Origin of the sequence: Micromonospora sp. NPDC050980 (genome assembly GCF_040653835.1) — a bacterium.
Classification (GTDB): Bacteria; Actinomycetota; Actinomycetes; order Mycobacteriales; family Micromonosporaceae; genus Micromonospora.
This window is the reverse complement of sequence record NZ_JBFAGS010000010.1, coordinates 1-24196: the sequence shown is the minus strand read 5'-3', so window position 1 is coordinate 24196 and position 24196 is coordinate 1. Positions and strand designations below refer to the sequence as shown.

Annotated in this window: 17 protein-coding genes and 1 pseudogene; 3 read left to right on the top strand and 15 right to left on the bottom strand. The window is 73.2% G+C overall.

The annotated features are described in order from the left end of the window. Window positions 1–6 precede the first annotated feature (6 nt). From AB0H28_RS16930 to prmC, 4 genes and pseudogenes are all read right to left on the bottom strand, one after another. The gene (locus AB0H28_RS16930) at window positions 7–2115 is read right to left on the bottom strand and encodes a transglycosylase domain-containing protein (RefSeq protein WP_358040334.1); all 2109 of its coding nucleotides are present in this window, start codon (window positions 2113–2115) and stop codon (window positions 7–9) included. Window positions 2116–2218: 103 nt separating this feature from the next. Further along, the gene (locus AB0H28_RS16925; RefSeq protein ID WP_358040331.1) at window positions 2219–2830 is read right to left on the bottom strand and encodes a phosphotyrosine protein phosphatase; all 612 of its coding nucleotides are present in this window, start codon (window positions 2828–2830) and stop codon (window positions 2219–2221) included. After that, window positions 2831–3484 (bottom strand): annotated as a pseudogene (locus AB0H28_RS16920) (L-threonylcarbamoyladenylate synthase); the annotation flags it as partial. Further along, complete coding sequence (prmC, locus tag AB0H28_RS16915) at window positions 3475–4365, bottom strand: peptide chain release factor N(5)-glutamine methyltransferase (protein ID WP_358040847.1); 891 nt, start codon at window positions 4363–4365, stop codon at window positions 3475–3477. The pseudogene AB0H28_RS16920 and the gene prmC, both read right to left, overlap by 10 nt. Window positions 4366–4495: 130 nt before the next feature. Between prmC and AB0H28_RS16910 the strand changes: the two genes are divergently transcribed. Further along, window positions 4496–6049: a GGDEF domain-containing protein gene (locus AB0H28_RS16910; protein ID WP_358040328.1), complete on the top strand. Its 1554-nt coding sequence runs from the start codon at window positions 4496–4498 to the stop codon at window positions 6047–6049. Window positions 6050–6115: 66 nt separating this feature from the next. Here AB0H28_RS16910 and prfA read toward each other — a convergent pair whose 3' ends face one another. From prfA to argS, 10 genes are all read right to left on the bottom strand, one after another. Continuing rightward, window positions 6116–7204: a peptide chain release factor 1 gene (gene prfA, locus AB0H28_RS16905; protein WP_358040325.1), complete on the bottom strand. Its 1089-nt coding sequence runs from the start codon at window positions 7202–7204 to the stop codon at window positions 6116–6118. A gap of 88 nt (window positions 7205–7292) precedes the next feature. Next, a complete protein-coding gene (gene rpmE / locus AB0H28_RS16900) occupies window positions 7293–7517 on the bottom strand; it encodes a 50S ribosomal protein L31 (protein ID WP_013288272.1) in 225 nt (74 codons plus the stop codon). A gap of 494 nt (window positions 7518–8011) precedes the next feature. Further along, window positions 8012–10165, bottom strand: a complete 2154-nt coding sequence (rho, locus tag AB0H28_RS16895) for a transcription termination factor Rho (RefSeq protein WP_358040322.1) — start codon at window positions 10163–10165, stop codon at window positions 8012–8014. 339 nt (window positions 10166–10504) lie between these two features. Further along, the gene (gene thrB / locus AB0H28_RS16890; protein ID WP_358040319.1) at window positions 10505–11407 is read right to left on the bottom strand and encodes a homoserine kinase; all 903 of its coding nucleotides are present in this window, start codon (window positions 11405–11407) and stop codon (window positions 10505–10507) included. Window positions 11408–11472: 65 nt separating this feature from the next. Then, window positions 11473–12717 carry an MFS transporter gene (locus AB0H28_RS16885; protein ID WP_358040317.1) on the bottom strand — a complete coding sequence of 415 codons (1245 nt, stop codon included), beginning with the start codon at window positions 12715–12717 and terminating at the stop codon, window positions 11473–11475. Window positions 12718–12755: 38 nt separating this feature from the next. Further along, entirely contained in the window at window positions 12756–15998 is a 3243-nt protein-coding gene (locus AB0H28_RS16880) for an efflux RND transporter permease subunit (protein WP_358040314.1), read from the bottom strand. 229 nt (window positions 15999–16227) lie between these two features. After that, entirely contained in the window at window positions 16228–17277 is a 1050-nt protein-coding gene (gene thrC, locus AB0H28_RS16875; RefSeq protein WP_358040845.1) for a threonine synthase, read from the bottom strand. Between the two features lie 111 nt (window positions 17278–17388). After that, window positions 17389–18693 (bottom strand): homoserine dehydrogenase, encoded by a 1305-nt coding sequence (locus AB0H28_RS16870; RefSeq protein WP_358040312.1) that lies wholly within the window; start codon window positions 18691–18693, stop codon window positions 17389–17391. Next, entirely contained in the window at window positions 18690–20075 is a 1386-nt protein-coding gene (gene lysA, locus AB0H28_RS16865) for a diaminopimelate decarboxylase (protein WP_358040309.1), read from the bottom strand. The genes AB0H28_RS16870 and lysA overlap by 4 nt, the downstream gene beginning before the upstream one ends. 6 nt (window positions 20076–20081) lie before the next feature. After that, window positions 20082–21746, bottom strand: coding sequence for an arginine--tRNA ligase (gene argS / locus AB0H28_RS16860; RefSeq protein ID WP_358040306.1), 1665 nt, complete (start codon window positions 21744–21746; stop codon window positions 20082–20084). A gap of 98 nt (window positions 21747–21844) precedes the next feature. Between argS and AB0H28_RS16855 the strand changes: the two genes are divergently transcribed. Further along, window positions 21845–22681, top strand: a complete 837-nt coding sequence (locus tag AB0H28_RS16855; protein ID WP_358040303.1) for a DUF3105 domain-containing protein — start codon at window positions 21845–21847, stop codon at window positions 22679–22681. A 10-nt stretch (window positions 22682–22691) separates the two neighbouring features. Beyond that, window positions 22692–23369: a DUF305 domain-containing protein gene (locus tag AB0H28_RS16850; protein WP_358040301.1), complete on the top strand. Its 678-nt coding sequence runs from the start codon at window positions 22692–22694 to the stop codon at window positions 23367–23369. A gap of 73 nt (window positions 23370–23442) precedes the next feature. Here AB0H28_RS16850 and AB0H28_RS16845 read toward each other — a convergent pair whose 3' ends face one another. Next, window positions 23443–23991 carry a hypothetical protein gene (locus AB0H28_RS16845; protein ID WP_358040298.1) on the bottom strand — a complete coding sequence of 183 codons (549 nt, stop codon included), beginning with the start codon at window positions 23989–23991 and terminating at the stop codon, window positions 23443–23445. Between the last annotated feature and the right edge of the window lie 205 nt (window positions 23992–24196).

Below are 24196 nucleotides of genomic sequence, written 5' to 3'. Positions count from 1 at the left end.
GGGGCGTCAGTCGGTGGTGCGGGGGGTGGTGTGGTGGAAGGCCACGGCCTCGCCGGGGGGAACGAAGTCGCGGACCGGCTGGTCGCGCAGCGCCCAGGCGAGGATGCGCCCGACGGCGGGGATCTGCCGCTTCTGCACGCCTCCGCCGACCGCGTCGCGCGGGTCGTCCGGGTTCGCCGCGATGGTCGCCACGGCGAGCTGCGGGGTAAACGCCACCACGGTCTCGGTGGCGTTCCGCTCCGAGCTGCCGGTCTTGCCGCCCAGCGGCCGGCGCAGGCCGGGAGCCAGCTCCTCGGCCGTGCCGCCGGCGCAGCGCCGGTACATCGACTGGTCACCCACCGGGCAACGGCTGGCGTCGGCCGCCGCGCGGGCCACCTCGGTGTCGAGCACCTGCCGGCAGTCGGTGTCACCGGCGGCCACCCGGCGGCCGGCCGCATCCCGGATCGAGGTGACCGGGGTGGGCCGGCACCAGGTGCCCTCGGCGGCCACCGTGGCGTACGCGTTGGCCAGGTCGAGCGGCGTGGTGGCGGAGACCCCGAGGGTGAACGGGCCCCAGTTGGCCGCCCCGTCGCGGGCCATCCCGGCGTCCTGCGGCGCGCGGAACACGATGCCCAGCCGTTCGGCCATCTCGACCACCTTGTCCGCGCCGACCCGCTCGGTCAGCCAGGCGAAGTAGGTGTTCACCGAGCGGCCGAACGCGTCCCACATGTCGCGGTCGCCGTCCATCCAGTAGGTGTTGGCGTTCGCCGGGCACCATCGGCCGCCGCAACTGGCCGGGCCGCCGTCGATCGGGTACTTGGTGACGTAGACCCGGGGCGCGTCGAACTCGGTGTCCAGCGGCATCCCGGCCTCCAGCGCCGCCAGCAGGGCGAACAGCTTGAACGTCGAGCCGGCCTGGTAACCGACGATGCCGCCGCCCCCGGCCACGAGCTGGTTAACCGTGTTCGGGTAGTTCTGCTGCCCGTCCGGGTTGTCGGAGCCGTAGCCGCGGTTCACGGCCATGGCCAGCACCCGCCCGCTGCCCGGCTGCACCACGGCGGTCGGCGCGGCGCGGGCGATCGTCTCCGGATAGATGGTCCGCACCTGCTCGCTCGCCTTTGCCTGCACGTCCGGGTTCAGCGAGGAGACGATCGACCAGCCGCCACGGCGCAGCGTGCGCTGCCGCTCGTCGACCGACTTGCCGAACGCCGGCTGGGCGTTCCACCACTGGGTGAACCAGTCGCAGAAGAAGCCCCAGTCGTTGTGGCCGGCGGGCACCGCGGCGCAGTCGTTCGGGGTGGCGTTGGGCTTCAGGTTCAGCGGGGTCGCCTTGGCCGCCGCCGCGTCCGCCGGGCTCACCCGGCCGGTCTCGGCCATCCGGTCCAGCACGTACGCCCGGCGGTCCAGCGCCGCGCCGGAGTCGCCGTTGATCGGGTCGTCGTGGTCCGGCGCCCGCACCAGCCCGGCGAGCATGGCCGCTTGGCCGAGCGTGAGCCGGTCCGGCGTGGTGGAGAAGTAGCGTTTGCTGGCCGCGGCGATGCCGTAGGCCCCGGCGCCGAAGTAGGCGATGTTCAGGTAGCGGCCGAGGATCTCGTCCTTGCCGATCCGGCGTTCCAGCGTCAGCGCGTACCGCATCTCGCGGATCTTGCGCCCGGCGGTGATCTCGGTGGCGGCGGCCCGCTGCTGCTCGGTCAGCCGGGGGTCACCGGCCAGCGCGTTGCGCACGTACTGCATGGTCAGCGTGGAGGCGCCCTGCCGGGTGCCCTCCTTGCGGTTGGCCGTCAGCGCCCGCGCCACGCCGCGCACGTCGACGCCGTGGTGCTCGTAGAAGCGCGCGTCCTCGGCGGCCACGATGGCGTCCCGCATCACCGGCGCCACCTCGCCGACCGGCACGTCCACCCGGTCCTCCACGTAGAACGAGGTGATCAGCGTATGGCCGTCGTCGGCGTAGAGGTTGGAGCGCTGCGCCGGTTGCGGCGCCTTGAGGGCCTCCGGCAGCTCGGTGTACGGCATCAGGTTCCGCACGCCCAGCCCGAAGACCAGCGCGGCCGGCAACGCCGCGGCGGCCAGCGCCAGGCCGGCGAGCACGCCGGCGAGCAGAACGGTGAACACCTTGTCGAGATGGGCGCGGTTCATCAGCTCTCCCCGCAGGAGCCGGCCGTATGGACCCGCCCAGCATGACCGGATCAACCGCTTTGTCCGGCGAAATGCGCAGGAAGTTCGCGAGAAAGGATGAACCTCAGGGCAGCAACGCGGCGGCCAACGGCTGAACCGTCTCCTCGATCTCGTCGGCCACCCGGCTGAAGCACTGGTCGCCCCGGCCCCAGGGGTCATCGAGGTCGTCGGTGGGTAGCGCGGAAGCGCCCTGCCGAGCCGCCTCGACGGCCGCCACCAGCGCCACCCCCCGGGCGTGCACCGCCTCCGGTGTCGCCTCCGCCGGCGGCAGGGCCGACCGGTCCAGCGCACCGAGCAGCCGACCGAACTCACCCAGCACGAACGTGCGACCCGCGGCGTCCGGTCGCAGCGCCACCACGTACTCCTGCTGGTCGGCGGTGGCGGTGAGCACCAGGTCGGCGGCGTCGATCAGGTCGGAGCGCAGCCGCCGGGCCGCGAACCCCTCGGTGTCACCGCCGCGCGAGATCACCTGGCGGGCGGCCGGCGGGTTCATCTCCTCACCGGCGTGCCACCCGCCGGTGCCGGCGCTGTGGCTGTGCACCAGCGCGTCCGAGCCGGCCGGGTCGACGTCGAGCCGGGCCAGCCGCTCCCGGACGGCGAGCAGCAGCAGCCGCTCGGCCATCGGCGACCGGCAGATGTTGCCCATGCAGACGTGCAGGACGGTGAACGGCGGCACTCAGAACCCCCGCTCGTCGAGGACGCCCGGCGCCACCTCGCGCAACTTCGCCAGCGTCACCGCACCCTGCCGCAGCACCCGCGGCACCTCGCCGGTCACGTCGACGATGGTGCTCGGCACCGGGTCCACCGCCGGCCCGGCCTCCAGATAGGCCCGGACGCCGTAACCGAGCTGGTCGCGCGCCTCCTCGGCGGTGAGCGCGGCCGGCTGGCCGATCTTGTTGGCCGAGGCCACCGCCATCGGCCCGGTCTCCCGCAGCACCTCCAGCGCCACCGGGTGCAACGGCATCCGCACCGCCACCGTGCCACTGGTGTCGCCCAGATCCCAGGCCAGGCTCGGCGAGTGCTCCACCACGATCGTCAGCGCGCCCGGCCAGAACGCCTCGACCAGGTCGCGGGCCGCCTGCGGCAGCGAGAAGACCAGGCCGTCGAGCGTGTGCCGGGAACCGATCAGCACCGGGGGCGCTTGCCGGGCGCCACCCTTGGTGTCCGCCAGGGCCTTCACCGCGTACGGCGTGAACGCGTCCGCCCCGATGCCGTAGACCGTGTCGGTCGGCAGGACGACGAGTTCCCCGTTCTTGACCGCCTCGATGGCAGCGGCGATGCCGCGGTCCCGGTCGGCGGGCGACCGACAGTCGTAGAGCATCACGAGAAGTCAGTCTGCCACGCCGGGTCGGGGGCGGCGTGCCGGCCGTCCGCCCGCCGGGACGCGGTCGCCCACCGGGGCCGCCCGGTCAGGTCCCGGTGCTCCTCGATCCGCTCGTACCGGCCGTCGCCGGAGAACACCGCCGGCACGGCCGCGGCGTGCGTGTCGTCGTGCTCGACGCCGATCACGCCGCCCGGGCGCAGCAGCGCCGCGGCCCGCGCCACCACCGGGCGGATCACGGCCAACCCGTCCGCGCCGCCGAAGACCGCCTCGTCGGGATCATGACCGGCCACCTCCGGCGGCACCGGCACCGACCGGGGCACGTACGGGGGGTTGCAGAGCAGCACGTCGACCCGGCCGACCAGCTCCCTCAGCAGCTCCGGGTCGGTGACATCGGCGGCCACCACCTCGACCGGCCGGTCCCCCGCGCCGACCCGGGCGGCGGCGTTGCGGCGCAGCCAGGCCAACGCGGCCGGGGACCGCTCCACCGCCACCACCCGGGCCGACGGCACCTCCTGCGCCACCGCGAGCGCGATCGCGCCGGAGCCGCTGCACAGGTCGACCACGAGCGGCCCGGTGAGCCGCCCGGCCACCTCGATCCCCCAGCCGGCCAGCAGCTCGGTCTCCGGCCGGGGCACGAACACGCCCGGGCCGACCGCCAGCTCCAGGTGCCGGAACCCGGCTGCGCCGGTGAGATGCTGCAACGGCTCCCGGGCCACCCGCCGGTCGACCAGCGCGCCGAGGCGTTCGCGCTGGTCCGGGCTGAACCCGTCGGCCAGCGCCAACCGGCCGCGCGGCACCTGGAGCACGTACGCGGCCAACTGCTCGGCCTCCGCCCGGGGCGACTCGACGCCGGCGGAGGCCAGCACCCGGGCCGCCCGGGCGACCACCACCGAGGCTCGTTCGCGTTCTGTCCCTTCGGACGGGTGTTGCGGGAGTGTGCACACGCAATAATCATGAAGCGTCGCGGGTCGCCACACGAGCGGGTGCGTCCGGGCGCACACGGCAGGGAGGTCGCGAGTGGGCTGGCTCGACCAGGTCGAGGACCAGGTTGACGCCCTCCGGAACGCGCGCGCGTTGCAGGAGGTCAGCCGTTCCGCCGAAGCCTGCGTCCTGCTGGATCGCGTGATCCGCACCACCGGCGATCCGTACGCCCGGGCCGACGCGCTGGTCCAGCGGCTGTCCGCGCTGATCAATCTCGGTCGGACGGCCGAGTTCACCCGGGCGGTCGAGGACGCCTCCGCCGCCGTGCGTGACCTGGCCGAGCCCTACCTGCACGGGCACCTCAACGCGCTCGCCGCGCTCGCCGCCCACCACCAGGGCGCGCTCGACCGGTGCGTGATGCACCTGGTCCGGGCGGCCCGCGCGCTGGGCGCCGACGACACCCCGGACCGGGACACCGCCTGGGGCTGGCACGACCTGGCGATGGCCTATTCCTACCTCAGCTTCCACGGCCACGCGCTCGGCGCGATCGAACGGGCCCGCGAGGTCGGGTTGAGCGCCGGCATCCCCGAGGAGACGTTCGCCGCGCCGGGCATCCGGCTGCGCAACGCCGTGGCGCTGGACCACAACGGCGACAGCGACGGCTGCCTGCGGGTGCTCCGGGACGTCGCCGGCGACCTGGCCCGGTTCCTGCGCGGCGGGCGGGCCGGCAACCTGCGCCCGAGCAGCCTGGCCGCCTACGGGTACGCCGCCGCCCGGCGGGCCGCGCTCGGCGACCGGGTGGAGTCCGCCGGGGACGCCGACCCGAACCGGCTGCTCGGTCACGGTGGGGACAGCGCCCGCGCCCGCGACCTGCGCCAGCTCGGCCAGGTCTGCCTGGCGGTCGCGGCCGGCCGGCCGATCGAGGCGGTCACCCGGCTGGACGCGGCCCGGGTCTCCGACGAGACGCTGGGCGCGGCCGAGCCGCCCCGGCTGCGCAGCATCGCGCTGGCCCGGGCCGGCGACCACGCCGGCGCGCACCGCGCGGACCGGCACGCGTTCCGGCTGGCCGCGCGCCGCAGCGACCGCCTGCGCGACGTCTACATCGACGGCATCGCCGCCCGGATCGACCACGAGGAGATGCGCCGCGAGGCCGCCCGGTACGAGGGCGAGGCGCTCACCGACCCGCTCACCGGGCTGCCCAACCGGCGCCGGCTGGAGCGCTACCTCGGCGCGGTGGTGTCCCGGGGCGAGCGGGTGGTCATCGGCGTGTGCGACCTCGACGGGTTCAAGGCGGTCAACACCCGCCACGGCCACCACTCGGGCGACCTGGTGCTGCAACGGGTGGCCGGCGTGATCAACCGGGTGATGCGGCGGGGTGACTTCGTGGCCCGCTACGGCGGCGACGAGTTCGTCGTGGTGCTGCCGGACACCGTCATGCCGGAGGCGGTCGAGGTGGCCCGGCGGATCGAGGCGGCGGTACGCACCGAGGACTGGGACACTCTGGTCCCGGGCACCCCGGTCGGGGTGACCATCGGCTTCGCCGAGGTCGACGGCAGCACCACGATCAGCGTCCGGGAGGCGCTCGGCGCCGCGTTCGAGCTGGCCGACCGGGAGATGCTGCGCGCCAAGGACCGCCTCCGCGCCAGCTGAAGTGTAAGGAGGGGCCCCCTGTTAACGCCTCCGGTAGAGGCGGGGCCCCTTGTTGACACCCGGCCGTCAGCGGCGGGACAGCTCGGTCCCGCCGGCCAGTCGGGCCGCGCGGTCCGCCTCGGCCAGCGCGTCGAGCACCCCGTCCAACTCGCCGGCCAGGGCCAGGTCCAGGTTGTACGCGGTGTAGCCGATCCGGTGGTCGGTGATCCGGTTCTGCGGGAAGTTGTAGGTGCGGATCCGCTCGGAGCGGTCCACGGTGCGCACCTGCGCCTTGCGGGCGTCCGAGGCGGCCGCGTCGGCCTGCTCCTGTGCCACGGCGAGCAGCCGGGCGCGCAGGATCCGCATCGCCTGCTCGCGGTTCTGCAACTGCGACTTCTCGTTCTGGCAGGAGACCACGATGCCGGTCGGTACGTGGGTGATCCGGACCGCCGAGTCGGTGGTGTTGACCGACTGGCCACCCGGCCCGGACGAGCGGAACACGTCGATCCGCAGCTCGTTCGGGTCGACGGTGACGTCCACGTCCTCCGCCTCGGGCAGCACCAGCACACCGGCCGCGCTGGTGTGGATCCGGCCCTGCGACTCGGTCACCGGCACACGCTGCACCCGGTGCACGCCGCCCTCCCACTTGAGCCGCGACCAGACCCCGTTGCCGCCGTCGGGCACGCCCTTGGTCTTGATCGCCAGCGAGACGTCCTTCACGCCGCCGAGGTCGGAGTCCTGGGCGTCGATCACCTCGGTGAGCCAGCCCCGACGCTCCGCGTACCGGGTGTACATCCGCAGCAGGTCACCGGCGAACAATGCCGACTCCTCGCCGCCCTCGCCGGCCTTGATCTCGACGATCACGTCCTTGGCGTCGTGCGGGTCACGCGGGATGAGCAGCTCCGCGAGCCGCTCCTCCAACGCCGGCAGGGCAGCCGCGAGGGTGTCCGCCTCGGCGGCGAACGAGGCGTCCTCGGCGGCCAGCTCGCGGGCGGCGACCAGGTCGGCCCGGGCCTGCTCCAGCTCGCCGGCCGCCTTGTGCAGCGGGACCAGCTCGGCATACCGCCGACCGACCCGCCGGGCGGTGCCCTGGTCGGCGTGGATGGCCGGGTCGGCCAGTCGCTTCTCCAGTTCGGCGTACTCGTCGAGGAGGGCGGCCAGGCGCTCACTGCTCATGCTGCGGGTGCTCCTTCGGATGAAACCGGCGGAAATGGACGAACGCCCGCGCCCGGCACGGAGCCGGACACGGGCGTCGTCGACGGAGCTACTTGGCCTTCTTGGCCTGAACCTTGGCGTACTTCTGCTGGAACTTCGCGACCCGGCCGGCGGTGTCCAGCACGCGCTGCTTACCGGTGTAGAACGGGTGGCAGGCGCTGCAGGTCTCGACGCTGATGGCGCCGCCCTTGGCGGTGCTGCGGGTCGTGAACGTGTTGCCGCAGGAGCAGCGGACCTCGGTGGTCACGTACTCCGGGTGGATGTTGGGCTTCATGTCGCCTCGGTCCTTTCGTGGGTGGTCGCCGGGTCGCCCTCGGTGCTCCCGTCGTCGCGACGGGTTCGGGCGTGAACCGGAACCGGTGGCCGACTGACCAGTGTGCCATGGGCTTCGACCGGCCGGCACAGCAGGTCCGCCCGCCACAACGCCCGGCCACCTCCCCGCATTCCCACCCCCCGCCCCACCACTCCTCACCCCTCCCCCAACCCGGGCCCCGGCCCCACCGGCCCGGACCCGCGCCTCCCGGCCCGTTGATCATGAGGTTGACGGGGATGCCTGTCCGTTTTGTCGCAGCCAAACTTCATGATCAACGAGGCGGGAGGCGGGGGCGGCGTCAGCAGCAGGACACCGGCGAGACGTGCGGATCGACTGCGGATTCGCGTGAACGACAGTCCACCCGGTCATGAGTTAAAAAACGTCACCCCCGCCGGCAGCCCGGTACGCGAACGAGGGGCACGGCCGGCGGCCGTGCCCCTCGTCGATCCGTCAGCTCACTCGCCCGGAGTGGACTTCGCGATCTGCATCAGGAACTCGATGTTGGTGCGGGACTGCTTGAGCCGGTCCAGCAGGAGGTCGAGCGCCGCCTGCGAGTCCAGCGAGTGCAGCACCTTGCGGAGCTTGTGGATGATCGCCAGCTCCTCCGGCGCGAACAGCACCTCCTCCTTGCGCGTACCGGAGGGGTTGATGTCGATCGCCGGGAAGACCCGCTTGTCGGCGATCTTCCGGTCCAGCTTCAGCTCGGCGTTGCCGGTGCCCTTGAACTCCTCGAAGATGACCGTGTCCGCCATGGACCCGGTTTCCACCAGGGCGGTGGCGAGGATGGTCAGGGAGCCGCCGTTCTCGATGTTGCGGGCGGCGCCGAGGAAGCGCTTCGGCGGGTAGAGCGCGGTGGAGTCGATACCACCCGACATGATCCGGCCCGAGGCCGGCGCCGCCAGGTTGTACGACCGGCCGAGCCGGGTCACCGAGTCGAGCAGCACGACCACGTCGTGGCCCAACTCGACCAGACGCTTCGCCCGCTCGATCGCCAGCTCGGCGATCGTGGTGTGGTCCTGCGGCGGACGGTCGAACGTGGCCGCGATGACCTCGCCCTTCACCGACCGCTGCATGTCGGTGACCTCTTCCGGCCGCTCGTCGACAAGCACCACCATCAGGTGGCACTCCGGGTTGTTGCGGGTGATCGCGTTCGCGATCGCCTGCAACACCATGGTCTTGCCGGCCTTCGGCGGCGACACGATCAGGGCGCGCTGCCCCTTGCCGATCGGCATCACCAGGTCGATCACCCGGGTGGTCAGGATGTGCGGCTCGGTCTCCAGCCGCAGCCGCTCCTGCGGGTAGAGCGGGGTGAGCTTGTAGAACTCCGGCCGGCGCCGCGCCTCCTCCGGCTCCATGCCGTTGATGGTGTCCAGCCGGACCAGCGGGTTGTACTTGTCGCGCCGCTGCTCGCCGTCCCGGGCCGCACGGACGGCGCCGGTGATGGCGTCACCGCGGCGCAGGCCGTACTTTTTGATCTGCGACATCGAGACGTACACGTCGTTCGGCCCGGCCAGGTAGCCGGTGGTCCGGACGAATGCGTAGTTGTCGAGCACGTCGATGATGCCGGCGACCGGGACGAGCACGTCGTCGTCGCCGACCTGCGGCTCGCGGCCACCGCCGCCGTCGCCGCCCTCGCCGCGCTCGCCACGCCCGCGCCGACGGTCCCGGAACCGGCTGCGCCGGCCCCGCCGGCCGCCGCCCTCGTCATCGTCGTCGTTGTCCCGATCGGCGCGCGGACCACGGTCGTTGCGGTCACCCCGGTCGTTGCGGTCGCCCCGGTCGTTGCGGTCGCCCCGGTCGTTGCGGTCACCCCGATCGGCACGCTCGCCACGATCGTTGCGGTCACCGCGATCGTTGCGGTCGCCCCGCTCGGCACGCTCGTTACGGTCGCCCCGATCGTTGCGGTCGCCCCGATCGTTGCGGTCGCCCCGATCGTTACGCTCGGCACGCTCGCCCCGGTCGTTACGGTCGCCACGGTCGTTGCGGTCGCCACGGTCGTTGCGGTCGCCACGGTCGTTGCGGTCGCCACGGTCGTTGCGGTCGCCACGGTCGTTGCGGTCGCCCCGCTCGGCACGCTCGCCACGATCGGCGCGCTCACGGCCCCGGTCGTCGGCGCGCTCGGCCCGGTCGCCGCCGCCGCGCTCGGCCCGGTCGCCGGCCTCGGCGGGAGCCTCCTCGACGCGTGCCTCGGCCGGACGCGCCTCTCCGGTCGCGGCGGTGGCCCGGCTGCGGCGGCTGCGGGTACGACCCTCGGTCACCTCGGCGGCCGGCGCCGGCTCGGCGGTGCGACGCTCGCCCTCGGCCCGCTCCTGGTGGACCTCGGCGTGCACCTCCTCGCGGGCGGGAGCGGCCGCGGCCGCGACCTCGGCCCGCGGTCGAGGGGTGCCGGCGGCGGCGCCGCCCTGCCGCTCGGTGATCGCACTGATCAGCTCGCCCTTGCGCATGCGAGCCGTACCGGAGATGCCGAGCGACGCGGCCAGGCTCTGGAGCTCCGGCAGCAGCATCGCCGACAGGCCGGTACCGCTACGCCGACGGCGCGTGGGGGCCGCGGTGGTGGCATCGCCAGCGACGTTGGAAACATCCGACGTCACGTCGGTGGTGTCGCTCAATGGATTCCTTCCCTCGATAGGCCGGGACTGCCCGGAGTCGTGGAACCAGGTGGCCGGGCGGCCTCGGTGCACCCGCCTCGCATGGACGCGTCGCGGGAGTCTGTGACACAGCAGCCCGGCGGTCTCCCGACTCACCACCATCGGTGAGCAGGTCTCGCCGTCTGCGGCGACCTGTGGAAACTGCGGTGCGGCGTGGGCCTTGGGCAGGGGTGACGGGCTGACCGCCGAGAGCTTCGGGGGTGCGCCGAACCGCAGGAAGATCGCATGCTTCGCGGCTGTGCTCGGTCTAGAGCGTAATCAACTCTTCCGACCTGCGGCAACAGGGTCCCGCTCGGCGTGTCAAAGTCTACCCCGGAAAACCCGGGCTCCGCTGACATCTGTCGGCAACTCCCACCGGTGCCAATCTGTTCCCGCCTCGAACCCGGCCGGCACGTCGGAGAGCGCCAGCACCGTCGGCCCCGCCCCGCTGACCACTGCGGCCACACCAACCGCACGCAGCTCAGCGACCAGTCTGGTGGTGCCGGGCATCCCCGGGGCCCGCTGCTCCTGGTGCAGGCGATCGACGGTCGCCGGCAGCAACAGGCCCGGGTCGGCGGTCAGCGCGTGCACCAGCAGGGCGGCCCGCCCGGCGTTGGACGCCGCGTCGGCGTGCGGCACGGTCGCCGGCAACGCGGCCCGGGCCACCGAGGTCAGACCCCGCTCGGCCGGCACGAAGACGGTGGGACGGACGGCCGGCGCCACCGGCAGCGACACCGCCCGAGCGCCGGTCGGCTCCGTCCAGGCGATGGTGAAGCCGCCGAGCAGGCAGGGGGCCACGTTGTCCGGATGCCCCTCCAGCTCCGCCGCCAGCCGCAGCGCCGCGTCGTCGTCCAGCAGCTGCTCGCCGTCGGCCACCAGCGCGCGGGCCGCCAGCACCCCGGCCACGATCGCCGCCGAGGACGAGCCGAGCCCGCGGGCCTGCGGGATCCGGTTGACGCACTCCAGTGCCAGGCCGGCGGGCTGCGCGCCGAGCACGTCGAACGCGGCCCGCATGGCGGTAACCACCAGGTGTCGGTCGTCCGACGGCAGCTCACCGGCACCCTCGCCGGTCACCGCCACCCGGACGCCGCCGTCGGTCACCTCGGCGGTGACATCGTCGTGCCGGCCGAGGGCCAGCCCGAGTGCGTCGAAGCCGGGGCCGAGGTTGGCGCTGGTCGCGGGCACCCGGACCCGGACCGGTGCGGAGGCGAGAGTGGTCGGCACCGGCCCATGCTATGGCCTGGCTACGACCACCCACCGGACCTGCCCGCAGCCTGGGAACCCACCGGTCAGCCCGCCCCTCCGGGAGCCGGCGCACCGGCCGGGTCGGTCAGGGAGAGACGCCGGGTGGCGAAGCGCCAGCCGATCGCGTAGACGACGGTGACCAGGCCGCACCCGGCCAGCACGCTGCGCTCGTCCACCCGGTCCACCACCAGCGCCACCACCAGTTGGCTGACCGCGATGGCCAGCGTGGCCAACATCATGTCGGTGGCGAAGACCCGCCCGCGCAGCCGGTCCGGCACCTCGCCCTGCAGGGCGTAGTTGGACAGCACCCAGTTGCTGCCGCCGCCCAGGTGAGCCAGGAACACCAGGACCAGCACCAGCGGGAACCAGGACACCGCCGAGGCGCCGAGGTACGCCAGGCCGTACAGCGACATGGACAGCGCGAGGCCGGTGAGCAGCCAGGCCCGGTTGCTGAGCACCCGCCGCATCAGGATCGGGCCGACCAGCGCCCCCGCGCCCCGGGCCGCGAAGAGCAGGCCGGCGCCGGCCGCGCCGACGCCGTAGACGCCGGCGAGCAGCGGGAAGACGGTCAACACGCCGTTGCCCAGGCCGACCGCCGACTTCACCGTGACCAACGCCAGCACCCGCGGCCGGTGGACGATGTAGCCGAGCGCCTCGCGGATCGCCGCCAGCGTGCGCGGCACGGCCGCCGCCGGATCGCGGGGCGCCTGGAGGGGCCGGCGGATCAGCGCGGCCAGCACCGCCGCCCCGGCCAGCCCCGCGGCGGCCACCCAGAAACTGGCGTACGGCCCGGAAGCGGCGCTGAGGATGCCGCCCAGCGAGGCGCCGACCACGGTCATCGTGCCCCAGGCCGAGCCGGCGACCGCGTTGGCCGCCGCCAGGTCCGCCGGGTCGACCACATTGGGCAGTGCGGCCTGGGCGGCCGGCGAGTAGAACGCCTTCGCCACCGCCACGACCGCGATGGCTACCAGCGCCAGCCACGCCGTACGACCGGAGCGGACGCCGAGCAGCAGCAGGACGCCGGCGAGCGCGGCCACGTTGGCCGTCATCATGACCCGGCGGCGGTCGAACCGGTCGGCGATGGTGCCGGCGTACGGCAACAGCAGCGCGGTGGTGCCGGTGTCCACGGCGAGCACCAGCGCACCCCAGACCCCGCTGCCGGTCAGGTCCGGCAGGAGCACCAGCAGCGGCACCATGACGAACCAGTCGGCGCCGAAGACGACCAGCTCGGCGAGGAACAGGTGCCGGAAGTCGCGGTTGCGGACGAGGACCGAGAAGGTGGGTGACACGCCGGCACCCTACCGGCCCGCTGCGGGGGCCACTCCTTTCACTCCGTCGGGGGCAGGGGGGAACGGCGGCTCTTCGGCAGGCGGAGCACCTCGAACTGGTCCGTGCCGTCGATCAACGCCCCGGAGGGGCGGGCCGGCGGCGTGGCCGGGCCGTCCCCGCCGCCGACCGGCACCGGCGTCGAAGCCTCGACCGGCTCGACCGGCTCGGTCGCCTCGACGGGCGCCGGGGCGCCGCGGCGGCGGTCCCGGCGGGCCCGCAGCGACCCCTTGGTGTGCTCCACCATCGTGTAGAGCGTCGGCACCAGGACCAGCGTCAGCAGCGTCGAGCTGAGCAGACCACCGATCACCACGACGGCCAGCGGCTTCGAGATGAAACCACCCTCACCGGTCAGGCCGAACGCCATCGGCAGCAGCGCGAACACGGTGGCGACCGCGGTCATCAGGATCGGCCGCAACCGCCGCCGGCCGCCCTCGACCACCGCCTCGGTGACACCCATGCCCCGCGCCCGGTACTGGTTGATCAGATCGAGCAGCACGATCGCGTTTGTCACCACGATGCCGACCAGCATGAGCACGCCGATCAGCGCCGGTACGCCCAACGGCGTCCCGGTGGCCAGCAGCAGCGCGATCGCGCCGGTCGCCGCGAAGGGCACCGAGATCAGCAGGATCAGCGCCTGGGTCAGGCTGCGGAACGTGGCCACCATGATCAGGAAGACGATCGCGATGGCGGCCAGCACGGCCAGGCCGAGATCCGCGAACGCGTCCGCCTGGTCGGCGCTCACCCCGCCGATGACGTACGTGGCGCCCGGCACGTCCAACGCGTCGAGCTTCTGCTGGAGCTGCTGGGTGGTGGCGCCGAGGTTCGAGCCGGTCGCCGTGCCGGTCACCGAGACGCTGCGCGCACCGTCGATCCGGGTCACCTGCTGCGGGCCGTCGACCTGTTCCACGTCGGCGATCGCGTCCAGCGTCACCGGCCCCACCCGCAGCGCCCGCAGCTCGGCCACCGTCGCCGGCGGCCGGGCCCCGGTGCTCAGCACCACGTCCTGCGCGGTCCCGTCCAGGGTGACCTGGCCGAGCGGCACCCCACGGTACGTCTGCGCCACGAGTTGCCCGACGGCCGCCTCGGTGAGGCCGGCACGAGCCGCGGCGACCCGATCCACCGTCACCTCCACCCGGGGCACCCGGGTGGCCAGGCTGGAGGTGACGTCCTCGACGCCCGCCGTGCCCGCCATCGCGGCCCGGACCTCCTCCGCCGCCCGGGCCAGGGTGTCCTGGTCGGCGGCCTGCACCACCACCTCGACCTGGTTGGCGGAGGCGTTCTGCCCGCCGCCGAAGGTCAGCTCGCCGACCTCCGTGCCGAGCGCGTCGAACTCCTTGCGCAGTTCCTGCCGCACGGCGGCGGCGTCGGTGTCGTCGGAGAGCGCCAGCGACCAGGAGGCGCTGTTGCTGCCGCCGCCCCCGTCCCACGGGGTGTCCCCGCCACCGGCGCTGACCTGATAGGTCTCGACCCCCGGCGTACGCCGCAGGATCTCCTCGACCCGGGCGGCGGCCCGGTCGGTGCCGGCGAGCCCGGTGCCGGCCGGCATCTCCTGACGGATGGCGAGCGTGTCCTGGCCGGAGTCGTCCAGGAAGTTCGTCTCCAGCTTCTGGGCCAGGCCGAACGTGCCCAGCAGCACCACCAGGCCGAGCGCCACGGTGGCCCACCGGCTCCGGCGCGACCGGGTGGCGAACCCGATCACCGGCAGGTACGCCCGCTGCAACGGGCTGCGCAGTTCCTTCTTCTCGGCCGCGTGGCGGGCGGCGTCGTCGTCCGCGCGCCGCCGGGGCCGCAAGAACCAGTAGGCCAGCACCGGGATGACGGTCAGCGACACCAGCAGCGAGGCCAGCAGGGCCACCGTCACGGTGATCGCGAACGGCGCGAAGAGCTGCCCGACGAAGCCGCCCACCAGGGCGATCGGCGCGAACACGGCGACCGTGGTGAGGGTGGAGGCGGTCACCGCGCCGGCCACCTCACGGACCGCGGTCAGGATCGCCTCGCCCTTCGGCTCGCCGTACTCCAGGTGCCGTTTGATGTTCTCCAGCACCACGATCGAGTCGTCGACCACCCGGCCGACCGCGATGGTCAGCGCGCCGAGCGTGAGCAGGTTCAGCGAGTAGTCGCCGGCCCAGAGCACGATCAACGCGACCAGCACCGACAGCGGGATGGAGACCGCGGTGACCACCGTCGAACGGACCGAGAGCAGGAACACCAGGATCACCACCACCGCCATCAGCAGGCCGAGCAGGCCCTCGGTGGTGAGGCTCTCGATGGACCGCTCGACGAACGGGGCCTGGTCGAAGACCACGGTCAGCTCCGCGCCGGAGGCGGCCTCCAGGTCGTCCAGCCGGTCCCGGATGTCGTGCGAGATGCCGACCGCGTTGCCGTCCGGGCTCGCGGTGACCGCGATGCCGAGGCTCGGCTTGCCGTTGGTGCGGGTGAACGACGTCGCGGGGGCGAGCTGTTGCTCCACCCGGGCCACGTCACCGAGGCGCACCGGCGTGGCGGGCGCCGTGGTGAGCACGATGCCGCGCAGGTCGTCCACGGTGCGGATCGCAGTGCCGACCTGCACCGGCAGGGACCGGTCGCCGTCGGCCAGCGCGCCCGCCGGCACCGCCACCCCGTTCGTCTTCAGCGCCTGCGCGATGGCGGTCGGCGCCACCCGGGCGGCGGCCAGCTTCGCCGGGTCCGGCGTGATCGCCACCACCTGGTCGCGGGCACCGGTGACGTCCACCGAGCGGACCCCGTCCAGCCCCTCCAGCTCCGGCACCACAGTGGCGCGCAGCTTCTCGGCCAGCGCCCGCTCGTCGCCGTCGCCGGTCGCGGCCACCACCACGGCGGGCAGGTCGTCCGTGCTGCCGGCAATCACCTGCGGGTCGACGCCCTCGGGGAGCTGGGCGCGGTTGAGCGCGGTCTCCATCTTGTTGACCACGTCGTCCAGGTCGGTGCCGAACTCGTACTGCACCTGGACGGTGACCGCTCCCTCACGGGAGGTGGAGGTGACCTTCTCCAGCCCGGGGATGCCCTGGAGGCTGTTTTCGATCGGCTCGGCGACCTGCGACTCGACGATCTCCGGTGCGGCGCCCGGATAGGGCGCCACGATGAACGCGGCGGGGAACTCCAGCGACGGCAGCAGTTGCTGCTTGAGCGACGGCACGGCGAACGCGCCGAACGCCGCGGTCACCAACGCGATCAGGGCGATCAGGCCCCGATTGGCAAGGCTGAATCTGGCGAGCAACGACATGGGCGTTGGTCACTCCTGACGAGGGGTCTGCGGGGTGTCCTGAGTCTGCCGCACCTGTCCACGCGCCCCGCAGCCGCCCCGGGCTTCCCGCCCTCCCTGTCGCCAGGACCTCGACAAGAACCCGAGCCCCGGCTGTCCCCGGCCGCCCCTGCCGGTCCCGGCCCGCACCGCGCGCCCCGGGCCGCCACTGCCGGCCCGGCCGCCCGCGCCAGGCCGGGACCGGGACCGGTCAGGCCAGGTCGAGGGCGCGCGCCGCGGCGATCGCGTCGTTGGCGATGGTGAGCGGTGCGGGAGCCGTCGAGATCGCCCACTCCGGGTCCTTCAGGCCGTGCCCGGTGACGGTGCACACCACCCGCGACCCGGCCGGCACCCTACCCTGGTCGGCTTGTTGGAGCAGGCCGGCCACGCTGGCCGCGCTGCCCAGCTCGACGAAGACCCCGACCTCGCGGGCCAGCAGCCGGTAGGCGGACAGGATCTCCCGGTCGGTGACCGCGGAGATCAGCCCCTCGGAGGCGTCCCGCGCGTCGATGGCCTTGGTCCAGCTCGCCGGGTTGCCGATCCGGATGGCGGTGGCGATGGTGGACGGCTCGGGCACCATCTGGCCGGTGACGATCGGGGCCGCGCCGGCCGCCTGGAAGCCGTACATCCGGGGGGTCTTCGTGGTGTTGCCGTCACCCAGGTCCTCGCAGTAGCCCATCCAGTAGGCGGAGATGTTGCCGGCGTTGCCGACCGGCAGGCAGTGGATGTCGGGCGCGTCGCCGAGCGCCTCGACGATCTCGAAGGCCGCCGTCTTCTGCCCGTGCAGCCGGTAGATGTTGACGGAGTTGACCAGCGCGACCGGGAAGTCCTGGGCGAGCTTGCCGGCCAGTGCCAGACAGTCGTCGAAGTTGCCCTGCACCTGGAGCAGCTTCGCGCCGTGCACGAGCGCCTGGGCCAACTTGCCCAACGCGATCTTGCCCTGCGGCACGAGCACCGCGCAGGTGATCCCGGCGCGGGCCGCGTACGCGGCGGCCGAGGCGCTGGTGTTGCCGGTGGAGGCACAGATGATCGCCTTGTCCCCGCCCTCGACGGCCTTCGAGACGGCGACCGTCATGCCCCGGTCCTTGAACGAGCCGGTCGGGTTCGCGCCCTCGACCTTGAGCCACACGTCGGCGCCGACCCGGGCGGAGAGCACCGGCGCCGGCAGCAGCGGCGTGTTCCCCTCGTGCAGGGTCACGACGGGAGTGGCGGCGGTGATCGGCAGCCGGTCCCGGTACGCCTCGATCAGCCCTCGCCACATGTCGCGCCTCGCCTCCGTCGTCCCGGTCACGGGTCCTGCCACCAGCGTGGCCCAGCCTGCCCCGACGGCCTGCGCCACACCCTGCCCTAACCATCAGGCGGGACGGCGGGGTTACGCGCCGCCCTCGACCCGCAACACGCTGGTGACCGAGCGGACGGTGTCCAGCCCGCGCAGCTCCCGCACGGTGGCCGCGAGCGCGGCGTCCGGCGCGACGTGGGTGACGATGACCAGCTCGGCGTCGCCGCCCGCGGGGCCCTGTCGCACGGTGGCGATGGAGACCTCGTGCCGGGCGAACACCCCGGCCACCGATGCCAGCACGCCCGGCCGGTCGGCCACGTCGAGGCTGATGTGGTAGCGGGTGAGCGCCTCCCCCATCGGCCGCACCGGCAGGTCCGCGTACGCCGACTCGCTGGCCTGACGCACCCCGGCGATGCGGTTGCGGGCGACCGCGACCACGTCGCCGAGGACGGCGCTGGCGGTGGGCGCGCCGCCCGCGCCCCGGCCGTAGAACATGAGCTGCCCGGCGGCGTCGGCCTCGACGAAGACCGCGTTGAACGCGTCGCCGACGCGGGCGAGCGGGTGGGTCAGCGGGATCATCGCGGGGTGCACCCGCACGTTGACGGTCTCGTGCCCGGCCGCGTCGACGCCCCGGGCGGCGATGCAGAGCAGCTTGATCGTGCAGCCCATCGCCTTGGCGCTGGCCACGTCGGCGGCGGTCACCTCGGTGATGCCCTCGCGGTGCACGTCGGCGGCGGTGACCCGGGTGTGGAACGCCAGCGAGGCGAGGATGGCCGCCTTGGCGGCGGCGTCGAAACCCTCCACGTCGGCCGTCGGGTCGGCCTCCGCGTAGCCCAGCTCGGTGGCCTCCTCCAGCGCCTCGGCGAAGCCGGCGCCCGTCGCGTCCATGGCGGAGAGGATGAAGTTGGTGGTGCCGTTGACGATGCCGGTGACCCGGGTGATCCGGTCGCCGTGCAGCGACTCGCGCAGCGGGCGCAGCAGCGGGATGGCCCCGGCGACGCTCGCCTCGTAGTAGAGGTCGGCGCCGCCCTCGGCGGCGGCGTCGTGCAGCGCGGCGCCGTCCTCGGCGAGCAGCGCCTTGTTGGCGGTGACCACGCTCTTGCCGGCGCGCAGCGCCTCGACCAGCCAGCCGCGGGCCGGCTCGATGCCGCCGACCACCTCCACCACCACGTCCACGTCGTCCCGCTTGATCAGCCCCAGCGGGTCGGTGGTGAACAGGCTCTCGTCGACCGGCAGGTCGCCGCGGTCCCGGCCGAGCCGGCGAACGGCGATGCCGGCGATCTCCAGTGGCGCGCCGATCCGGGCGGCGAGGTCGGCCGACTGCTCGTGCAGCAGGCGCACCACGTCGCCGCCGACCGTGCCGCAGCCGAGCAACGCCAAGCGAACAGGTGAGGTCATCCGACATCCAATGCGAGCAGGTCGTCTTCCGTCTCCCGACGAACGATCACCCGGGCCGAACCGTCACGGACGGCGACGACCGGGGGGCGCGGCACATGGTTGTAGTTGCTGGCCATGCTCCGGCAGTAGGCCCCGGTGCCGGGCACCGCGACAAGATCTCCGGGCTGCACGTCGGCGGGCAGGAATTCATCCTTCACCACGATGTCCCCGGACTCACAGTGCTTTCCCACCACCCGGGCGAGCAACGGCGGGGCCGCGGACGAGCGGTTGGCCACGGTGGCCGAGTAGGAGGCGTCGTAGAGCGCGGTGCGGATGTTGTCACTCATCCCGCCGTCGACGCTCACGTAGGTCCGCAGGCCGTCCAGGTCCTTGACGGTGCCGACCTGGTAGAGCGTGAACACGGCCGGGCCGACGATCGCCCGGCCGGGCTCGACGGAGAGGTGCGGCACGGCCAGGTTCTCCGCCGCGCACTCGCCGTCGACGATCCTGCGGAGTCGCTTGGCCAGGTCGTGCGGCGAGGCCGGGTCGTCCTGGGTGGTGTACGCGATGCCGAAGCCGCCGCCCAGGTCCAGCTCGGGCAGCTCCACGCCGCGGGCGTCACGGATCTGCGCCTGCAGGGCGAGCACCCGGCGGGCGGAGACCTCGAAGCCGCTGGCGTCGAAGATCTGCGAGCCGATGTGCGAGTGCAGCCCGCGCAGCTCCAGCACGTCCTCGTCGAGGATCCGGAACGCCGCCGCGGCGGCCGTGCCGCCGGCCAGCGAGAAGCCGAACTTCTGGTCCTCGTGGGCGGTGGCGATGAACTCGTGGGTGTGCGCCTCCACCCCGACGGTGACCCGGAGCAGCACCCGGGGGCGTACCCCCCGCTCCCGGGCCAGCGCGGTGAGCTGGTCGATCTCGGTGGACGAGTCGACGATGATCCGGCCCACCCCGGCGTCCACCGCCCGGGTCAGCTCGGCCATCGACTTGTTGTTGCCGTGGAAGCCGATCCGCTCCGGGGGCATTCCGGCGGACAGCGCGGTGGCCAGCTCACCGCCGGTGCAGACGTCGAGGAACATGCCCTCCTCGGCGATCATGCGGACCACGGCCCGGCAGAGGAACGCCTTGCCGGCGTAGTAGACGTCCGCGTCTGCAAAGGCGGCCCGGAACTCGCGGCAACGGCCGCGCAGGTCGTCCTCGTCCAGCAGGTAGGCCGGGGTGCCGAACTCGGCGGCCAGGTCGCGGACGTCCAGCCCGGCCACGGTCAGCGCGCCGGCCGGGCCGCGTGCCACGTGGCGCGGCCACAGTCGCGGCACCAGGGAGTTGACGTCGACCGGGGTACGCAGCCAGGCGGGCCCCCGGTTGCCGATGTCGCCGTGCAGGGCGCCGGCCTCATGCGCGCGCATCGGGGGTCACATCCTCTCCGGGGCCGAGACGCCGACCAGGCGCAGGCCGTTGGCGATGACGACCCGGGTGGCGTCGTTGAGCCAGAGCCGGGCCCGGTGCCGGTCGGTGACCTCCTCGTCGCCGCGCGGCAGGATCCGGCAGTTGTCGTAGAACCGGTGGTAGGCGGCGGACAGCCGTTCCAGATAGCGGGCGACGTGGTGCGGCCCGCGCAGCTCGGCCGCCGAGGCGACCACGTCGGGGAACTCGGCCAGCGCCTTGAGCAGCTCGTTCTCCTTCTCGTGGTCGAGCAGCTCGGCGCGGAAGTCGGCGGCGTCGCCCCGGGTCAGTCCCACCTCGGCGGCGTTGCGGTTGACGCTCGCGGTGCGGGCGGCCACGTACTGGACGTAGTAGACCGGGTTGTCGCGGGTGGCCCGGGTCCACAGCTCCACGTCGATGTCGATCGGCGAGTCGCTGGAGTAGCGGGCCAACGCGTAGCGGGCGGCGTCCACGCCGATCGCGTCGACCAGGTCCTCCAGGGTGACCACGGTGCCGGCCCGCTTGCTCATCCGCACCGGGGCGCCGTCGCGGACCAGGTTGACCAGCTGGCCGATGAGGATCTCCAGGGTGCGCGCCGGGTCGTCGCCGAAGCAGGCGGCCATCGCCTTCATCCGGCCGAGGTAGCCGTGGTGGTCGGCGCCCAGCATGATCACCACGCGCTCGAAGCCGCGCTCCCGCTTGTCCAGGTAGTAGGCGCAGTCGGCGGCGAAGTAGGTCCACTCGCCGTTGGACTTGCGCAGCACCCGGTCCTTGTCGTCGCCGAAGTCGGTGGTGCGCAGCCAGGTCGCGTCCTCGGACTCGAAGACGTGCCCCTGCTCGCGCAGCCGGGTCAGCGCCGCCTCCAGCTCGCCCCGGTCGTGCAGGTCCTTCTCGTTGAAGTAGGTGTCGAACTCGACGCCGAAGTCGCGCAGCGATGACTTGATCTCGGCGAACATGAGCTGGACGCCCTCGACCCGGAAGACCTCCTGCGCGGCGGCGTCGTCCAGCTCGCGCACCTCGGGCCGGCGGGCGACGACCTCGGTGGCGATCTCCGCGACGTAGGCGCCGCCGTAGCCGTCCTCCGGCGCGGGCTCGCCCTTCGCGGCGGCCAGCAGGGAGCGGGCGAACCGGTCGATCTGGGAACCGGCGTCGTTGAAGTAGTATTCCGTGCCCACGTCGGCCCCGGTGGCGCGGAGCAGGCGGCTGAGCGCGTCGCCGACGGCCGCCCAGCGGACGCCGCCGATGTGCACCGGGCCGGTCGGGTTCGCCGAGACGAACTCCAGGTTGATCCGCTGCCCGGCCAGGGTGTCGCTGCGCCCGTACGCCGGGCCCGCCTCGACGATGACCTTGGCGAGCTGACCGGCGGCGGCGGCGTCGAGCCGGATGTTCAGGAAGCCCGGGCCGGCGATCTCCACCGACTTGACCCCCGGCGCCTTGCCGAGTTGCTCGGCCAGCGCGCCGGCCAGCTCCCGCGGGGGCACCCCGATCTTCTTGCTGAGCTGGAGCGCCAGCGTGGAGGCGTAGTCGCCGTGATCGGGGTTGCGGGGTCGCTCGACGGTGGTCTGCGCGGGCAGCGCGGCGCGGTCCAGACCCCGTTCGTCGAGGACGGCGTGGGCTGCGGCGAGGACGACCTCGGCGAGTTCTGCGGGAGTCACCGAACCATGTTATCGGGGGTAGACTCGGGCACCGCGGCGGCGACCCAGCATGTGAACGGGACCCGCGCTCCCCTGACCGACCGACCTGACGAGGCACGATGAGCATCAGCACCCCGGGCGGCCCGGAACGCCGTCCCACCGTGGTCAGCACCGGCAAGAAGCCGGCCGCCGGCCGGCCCGCGGCTGCGGACAAGCCCGCCGCCAAGGCCGGTGCCGGCAAGCCCACCGGCGGCAAGGGCGCGCCACGGCCGGGCGCCGGGGGCAAGGGCCGCAAGCCGGTGACCCCGGTGAAGGTGAGCCAGGGTCGCTCGTGGGGTCCGATCGCGCTCTTCGCCGCGGTCGGCGTGCTCGCCGTCGCCATCATCGGCATTGGCGCCTGGTCGGTCTACCAGGGCGCTCAGCCGTGGCAGAAGCGGGCGGACGCGATCAACGGCATCGTCGACTTCCGCAAGAAGGACAAGGACCTGGTCAAGGGCGGCAACCACCAGCCCGGCACGATCAAGTACGACGTGTTGCCGCCGGTCGCCGGCCCGCACAACCAGGCCTGGCAGAACTGCATGGGCGACGTCTACAACGCCCCGATCGCCAACGAGCACGCGGTGCACAGCCTGGAGCACGGCACCGTCTGGATCACCTACCGACCCGACCTGCCCGCCGACCAGGTGGCGAAGCTCAAGAGCAAGGTGCAGGGCAAGGAGAAGCTGATGCTCAGCCCGTACGAGGGGCTGGACAAGCCGATCTCGCTGCAGGCGTGGGGCTACCAGCTCAAGGTCGACGACGCCGACGACGGCCGGATCGACGACTTCATCAAGACGCTGCGGGTGAACGCGTCGATCGAGGGCCCGAACGCGCTCTGCGACCAGGGCGTGACCGCCACCGGCACCACCCCGCGCGACAACCTGGCGAACAACATGCCCGAGCAGCCGACCCAGTGAGGACGCCGCGATGACCGCTCCGGTGACCACCGACAGCGCGTCCGCCGACGAGACGCCGGCCGCCGACGGGGGCGGCCGGCCGGCGGTGCGCCGCTACGGCCTGCTGGCCGTGGCCGCCGCCGTCGTGGTCGGGCTGCTCCTCGGGTACGCGGGCGGCCTGCTCACCCCCGCGCTGACCCGTCCGGGCGACAACTCGGCCGAGGCCGGGTTCGCCCGGGACATGACCGCCCACCACAACCAGGCGGTGGCCATGGGGCTGATGGCGTTCCGCCAGGGTCAGGACGCGGAGGTGCGCCAGGTCGGCGTGGACATCGCCACCGGGCAGCAGGGCGAGATCGGCACCATGCAGACCTGGCTGCGCTCCTGGAATCTGGACCCGACCGGCGAGCGGGCCCCGATGGCGTGGATGCCGGGCGGCGCCGAGTTGGTGAAGGACGGCCTGATGCCGGGCATGGCCACCGCCGACGAGATGGCGAAGCTCCGGGCCGCCAGCGGCCGGGACTTCGACGTGCTGTTCCTCCAGTTGATGATCCGTCACCACATCGGCGGGGTGCACATGATCGACGGGATCCTGGCCGAAGGGCACGACGACGACGTGCTGGCGGTCGCCCAGGTCATGAAGAACACCCAGCAGAACGACCTGACCAACCTGAATGCGGCGTTGACGCGCCTGGGCGGCACCCTGTAGCGGGGGTGCCGGACGACCGACACGTCGAAGGCCGGCACCCCTTTGCTGGGGTGCCGGCCTTCGGTGTGTCTGCTTACTTGTTCCAGTGCTGGTGGACGAGGTCGGTGGCCTGCTGCTCCCACTGGGCGTAGGCGTCGGGGTAGGCGGAGACCTGCACGGTCTGCGCGGCGTCGGTCAGGGGCATGTCCTGCCAGCCGTCGACCTGCTTCAGCCCCTTGAGGAAGGCGAGGGTGGAGTGTTCGGGGTCGGTGATCTGCTCCGGGGTGCCCCAGCCGCTCGACGGGCGCTGCTGGAACAGGCCCAGCGAGTCGTGGTCGTTGCGGTCGCCGAGGTGGCCCAGGTTCTCCAGCTTCGACTCCTGCAGGCTGGTGGCGATCGAGATGACCGCGGCCCGCTCGGGCAGGCCGGCCTTCTTCGTCGCGGCGATGATCGCCTCGACGTTCGCGGTCTGCTCGTCGTTCAGGTCGATGCGCGACTGCGCGCCCTGCACCGCGGCGGCCGTGACCGGCTTACCGGCGGCGTGCACGGGCTCGGCGTGCGCGGCGATCGGACCGGCGAACACGCCACCGGTGAAGGCCAGACCAGCGACACCCAGGATGCTCTTACGCAGGATCGTGTTCATCAGGGGGCTCCATTCGGGGGTCGACACACCCGCGGGGGCGGGCGCGGGCACCGTCAGGCGCACAAGACTTCGGGGGGCCCGGCGTGGTCGCGGAGGGCCCGGGGGGTCCGCGACGCGAGGTGTGCCGGGTGTCCGACGCTCGCGGGGCAGGGGCCTCGTCGCGGCGCCGGGACCGGGTGTAACGGCCGGGCGGCCACCGTCATTC

Excerpts from the sequence above, each read along its gene's own strand:
- AB0H28_RS16930 (WP_358040334.1), bottom strand. The coding sequence starts at position 2,115 with ATGAACCGCGCCCATCTCGACAAGGTGTTCACCGTTCTGCTCGCCGGC.
- prfA (WP_358040325.1), bottom strand. The coding sequence starts at position 7,204 with ATGAGCAGTGAGCGCCTGGCCGCCCTCCTCGACGAGTACGCCGAACTG.
- rpmE (WP_013288272.1), bottom strand. The coding sequence starts at position 7,517 with ATGAAGCCCAACATCCACCCGGAGTACGTGACCACCGAGGTCCGCTGC.
- AB0H28_RS16880 (WP_358040314.1), bottom strand. The coding sequence starts at position 15,998 with ATGTCGTTGCTCGCCAGATTCAGCCTTGCCAATCGGGGCCTGATCGCC.
- thrC (WP_358040845.1), bottom strand. The coding sequence starts at position 17,277 with ATGTGGCGAGGGCTGATCGAGGCGTACCGGGACCGGCTGCCGATCACC.
- AB0H28_RS16870 (WP_358040312.1), bottom strand. The coding sequence starts at position 18,693 with ATGACCTCACCTGTTCGCTTGGCGTTGCTCGGCTGCGGCACGGTCGGC.
- lysA (WP_358040309.1), bottom strand. The coding sequence starts at position 20,075 with ATGCGCGCGCATGAGGCCGGCGCCCTGCACGGCGACATCGGCAACCGG.
- AB0H28_RS16855 (WP_358040303.1), top strand. The coding sequence starts at position 21,845 with ATGAGCATCAGCACCCCGGGCGGCCCGGAACGCCGTCCCACCGTGGTC.
- AB0H28_RS16850 (WP_358040301.1), top strand. The coding sequence starts at position 22,692 with ATGACCGCTCCGGTGACCACCGACAGCGCGTCCGCCGACGAGACGCCG.
- AB0H28_RS16845 (WP_358040298.1), bottom strand. The coding sequence starts at position 23,991 with ATGAACACGATCCTGCGTAAGAGCATCCTGGGTGTCGCTGGTCTGGCC.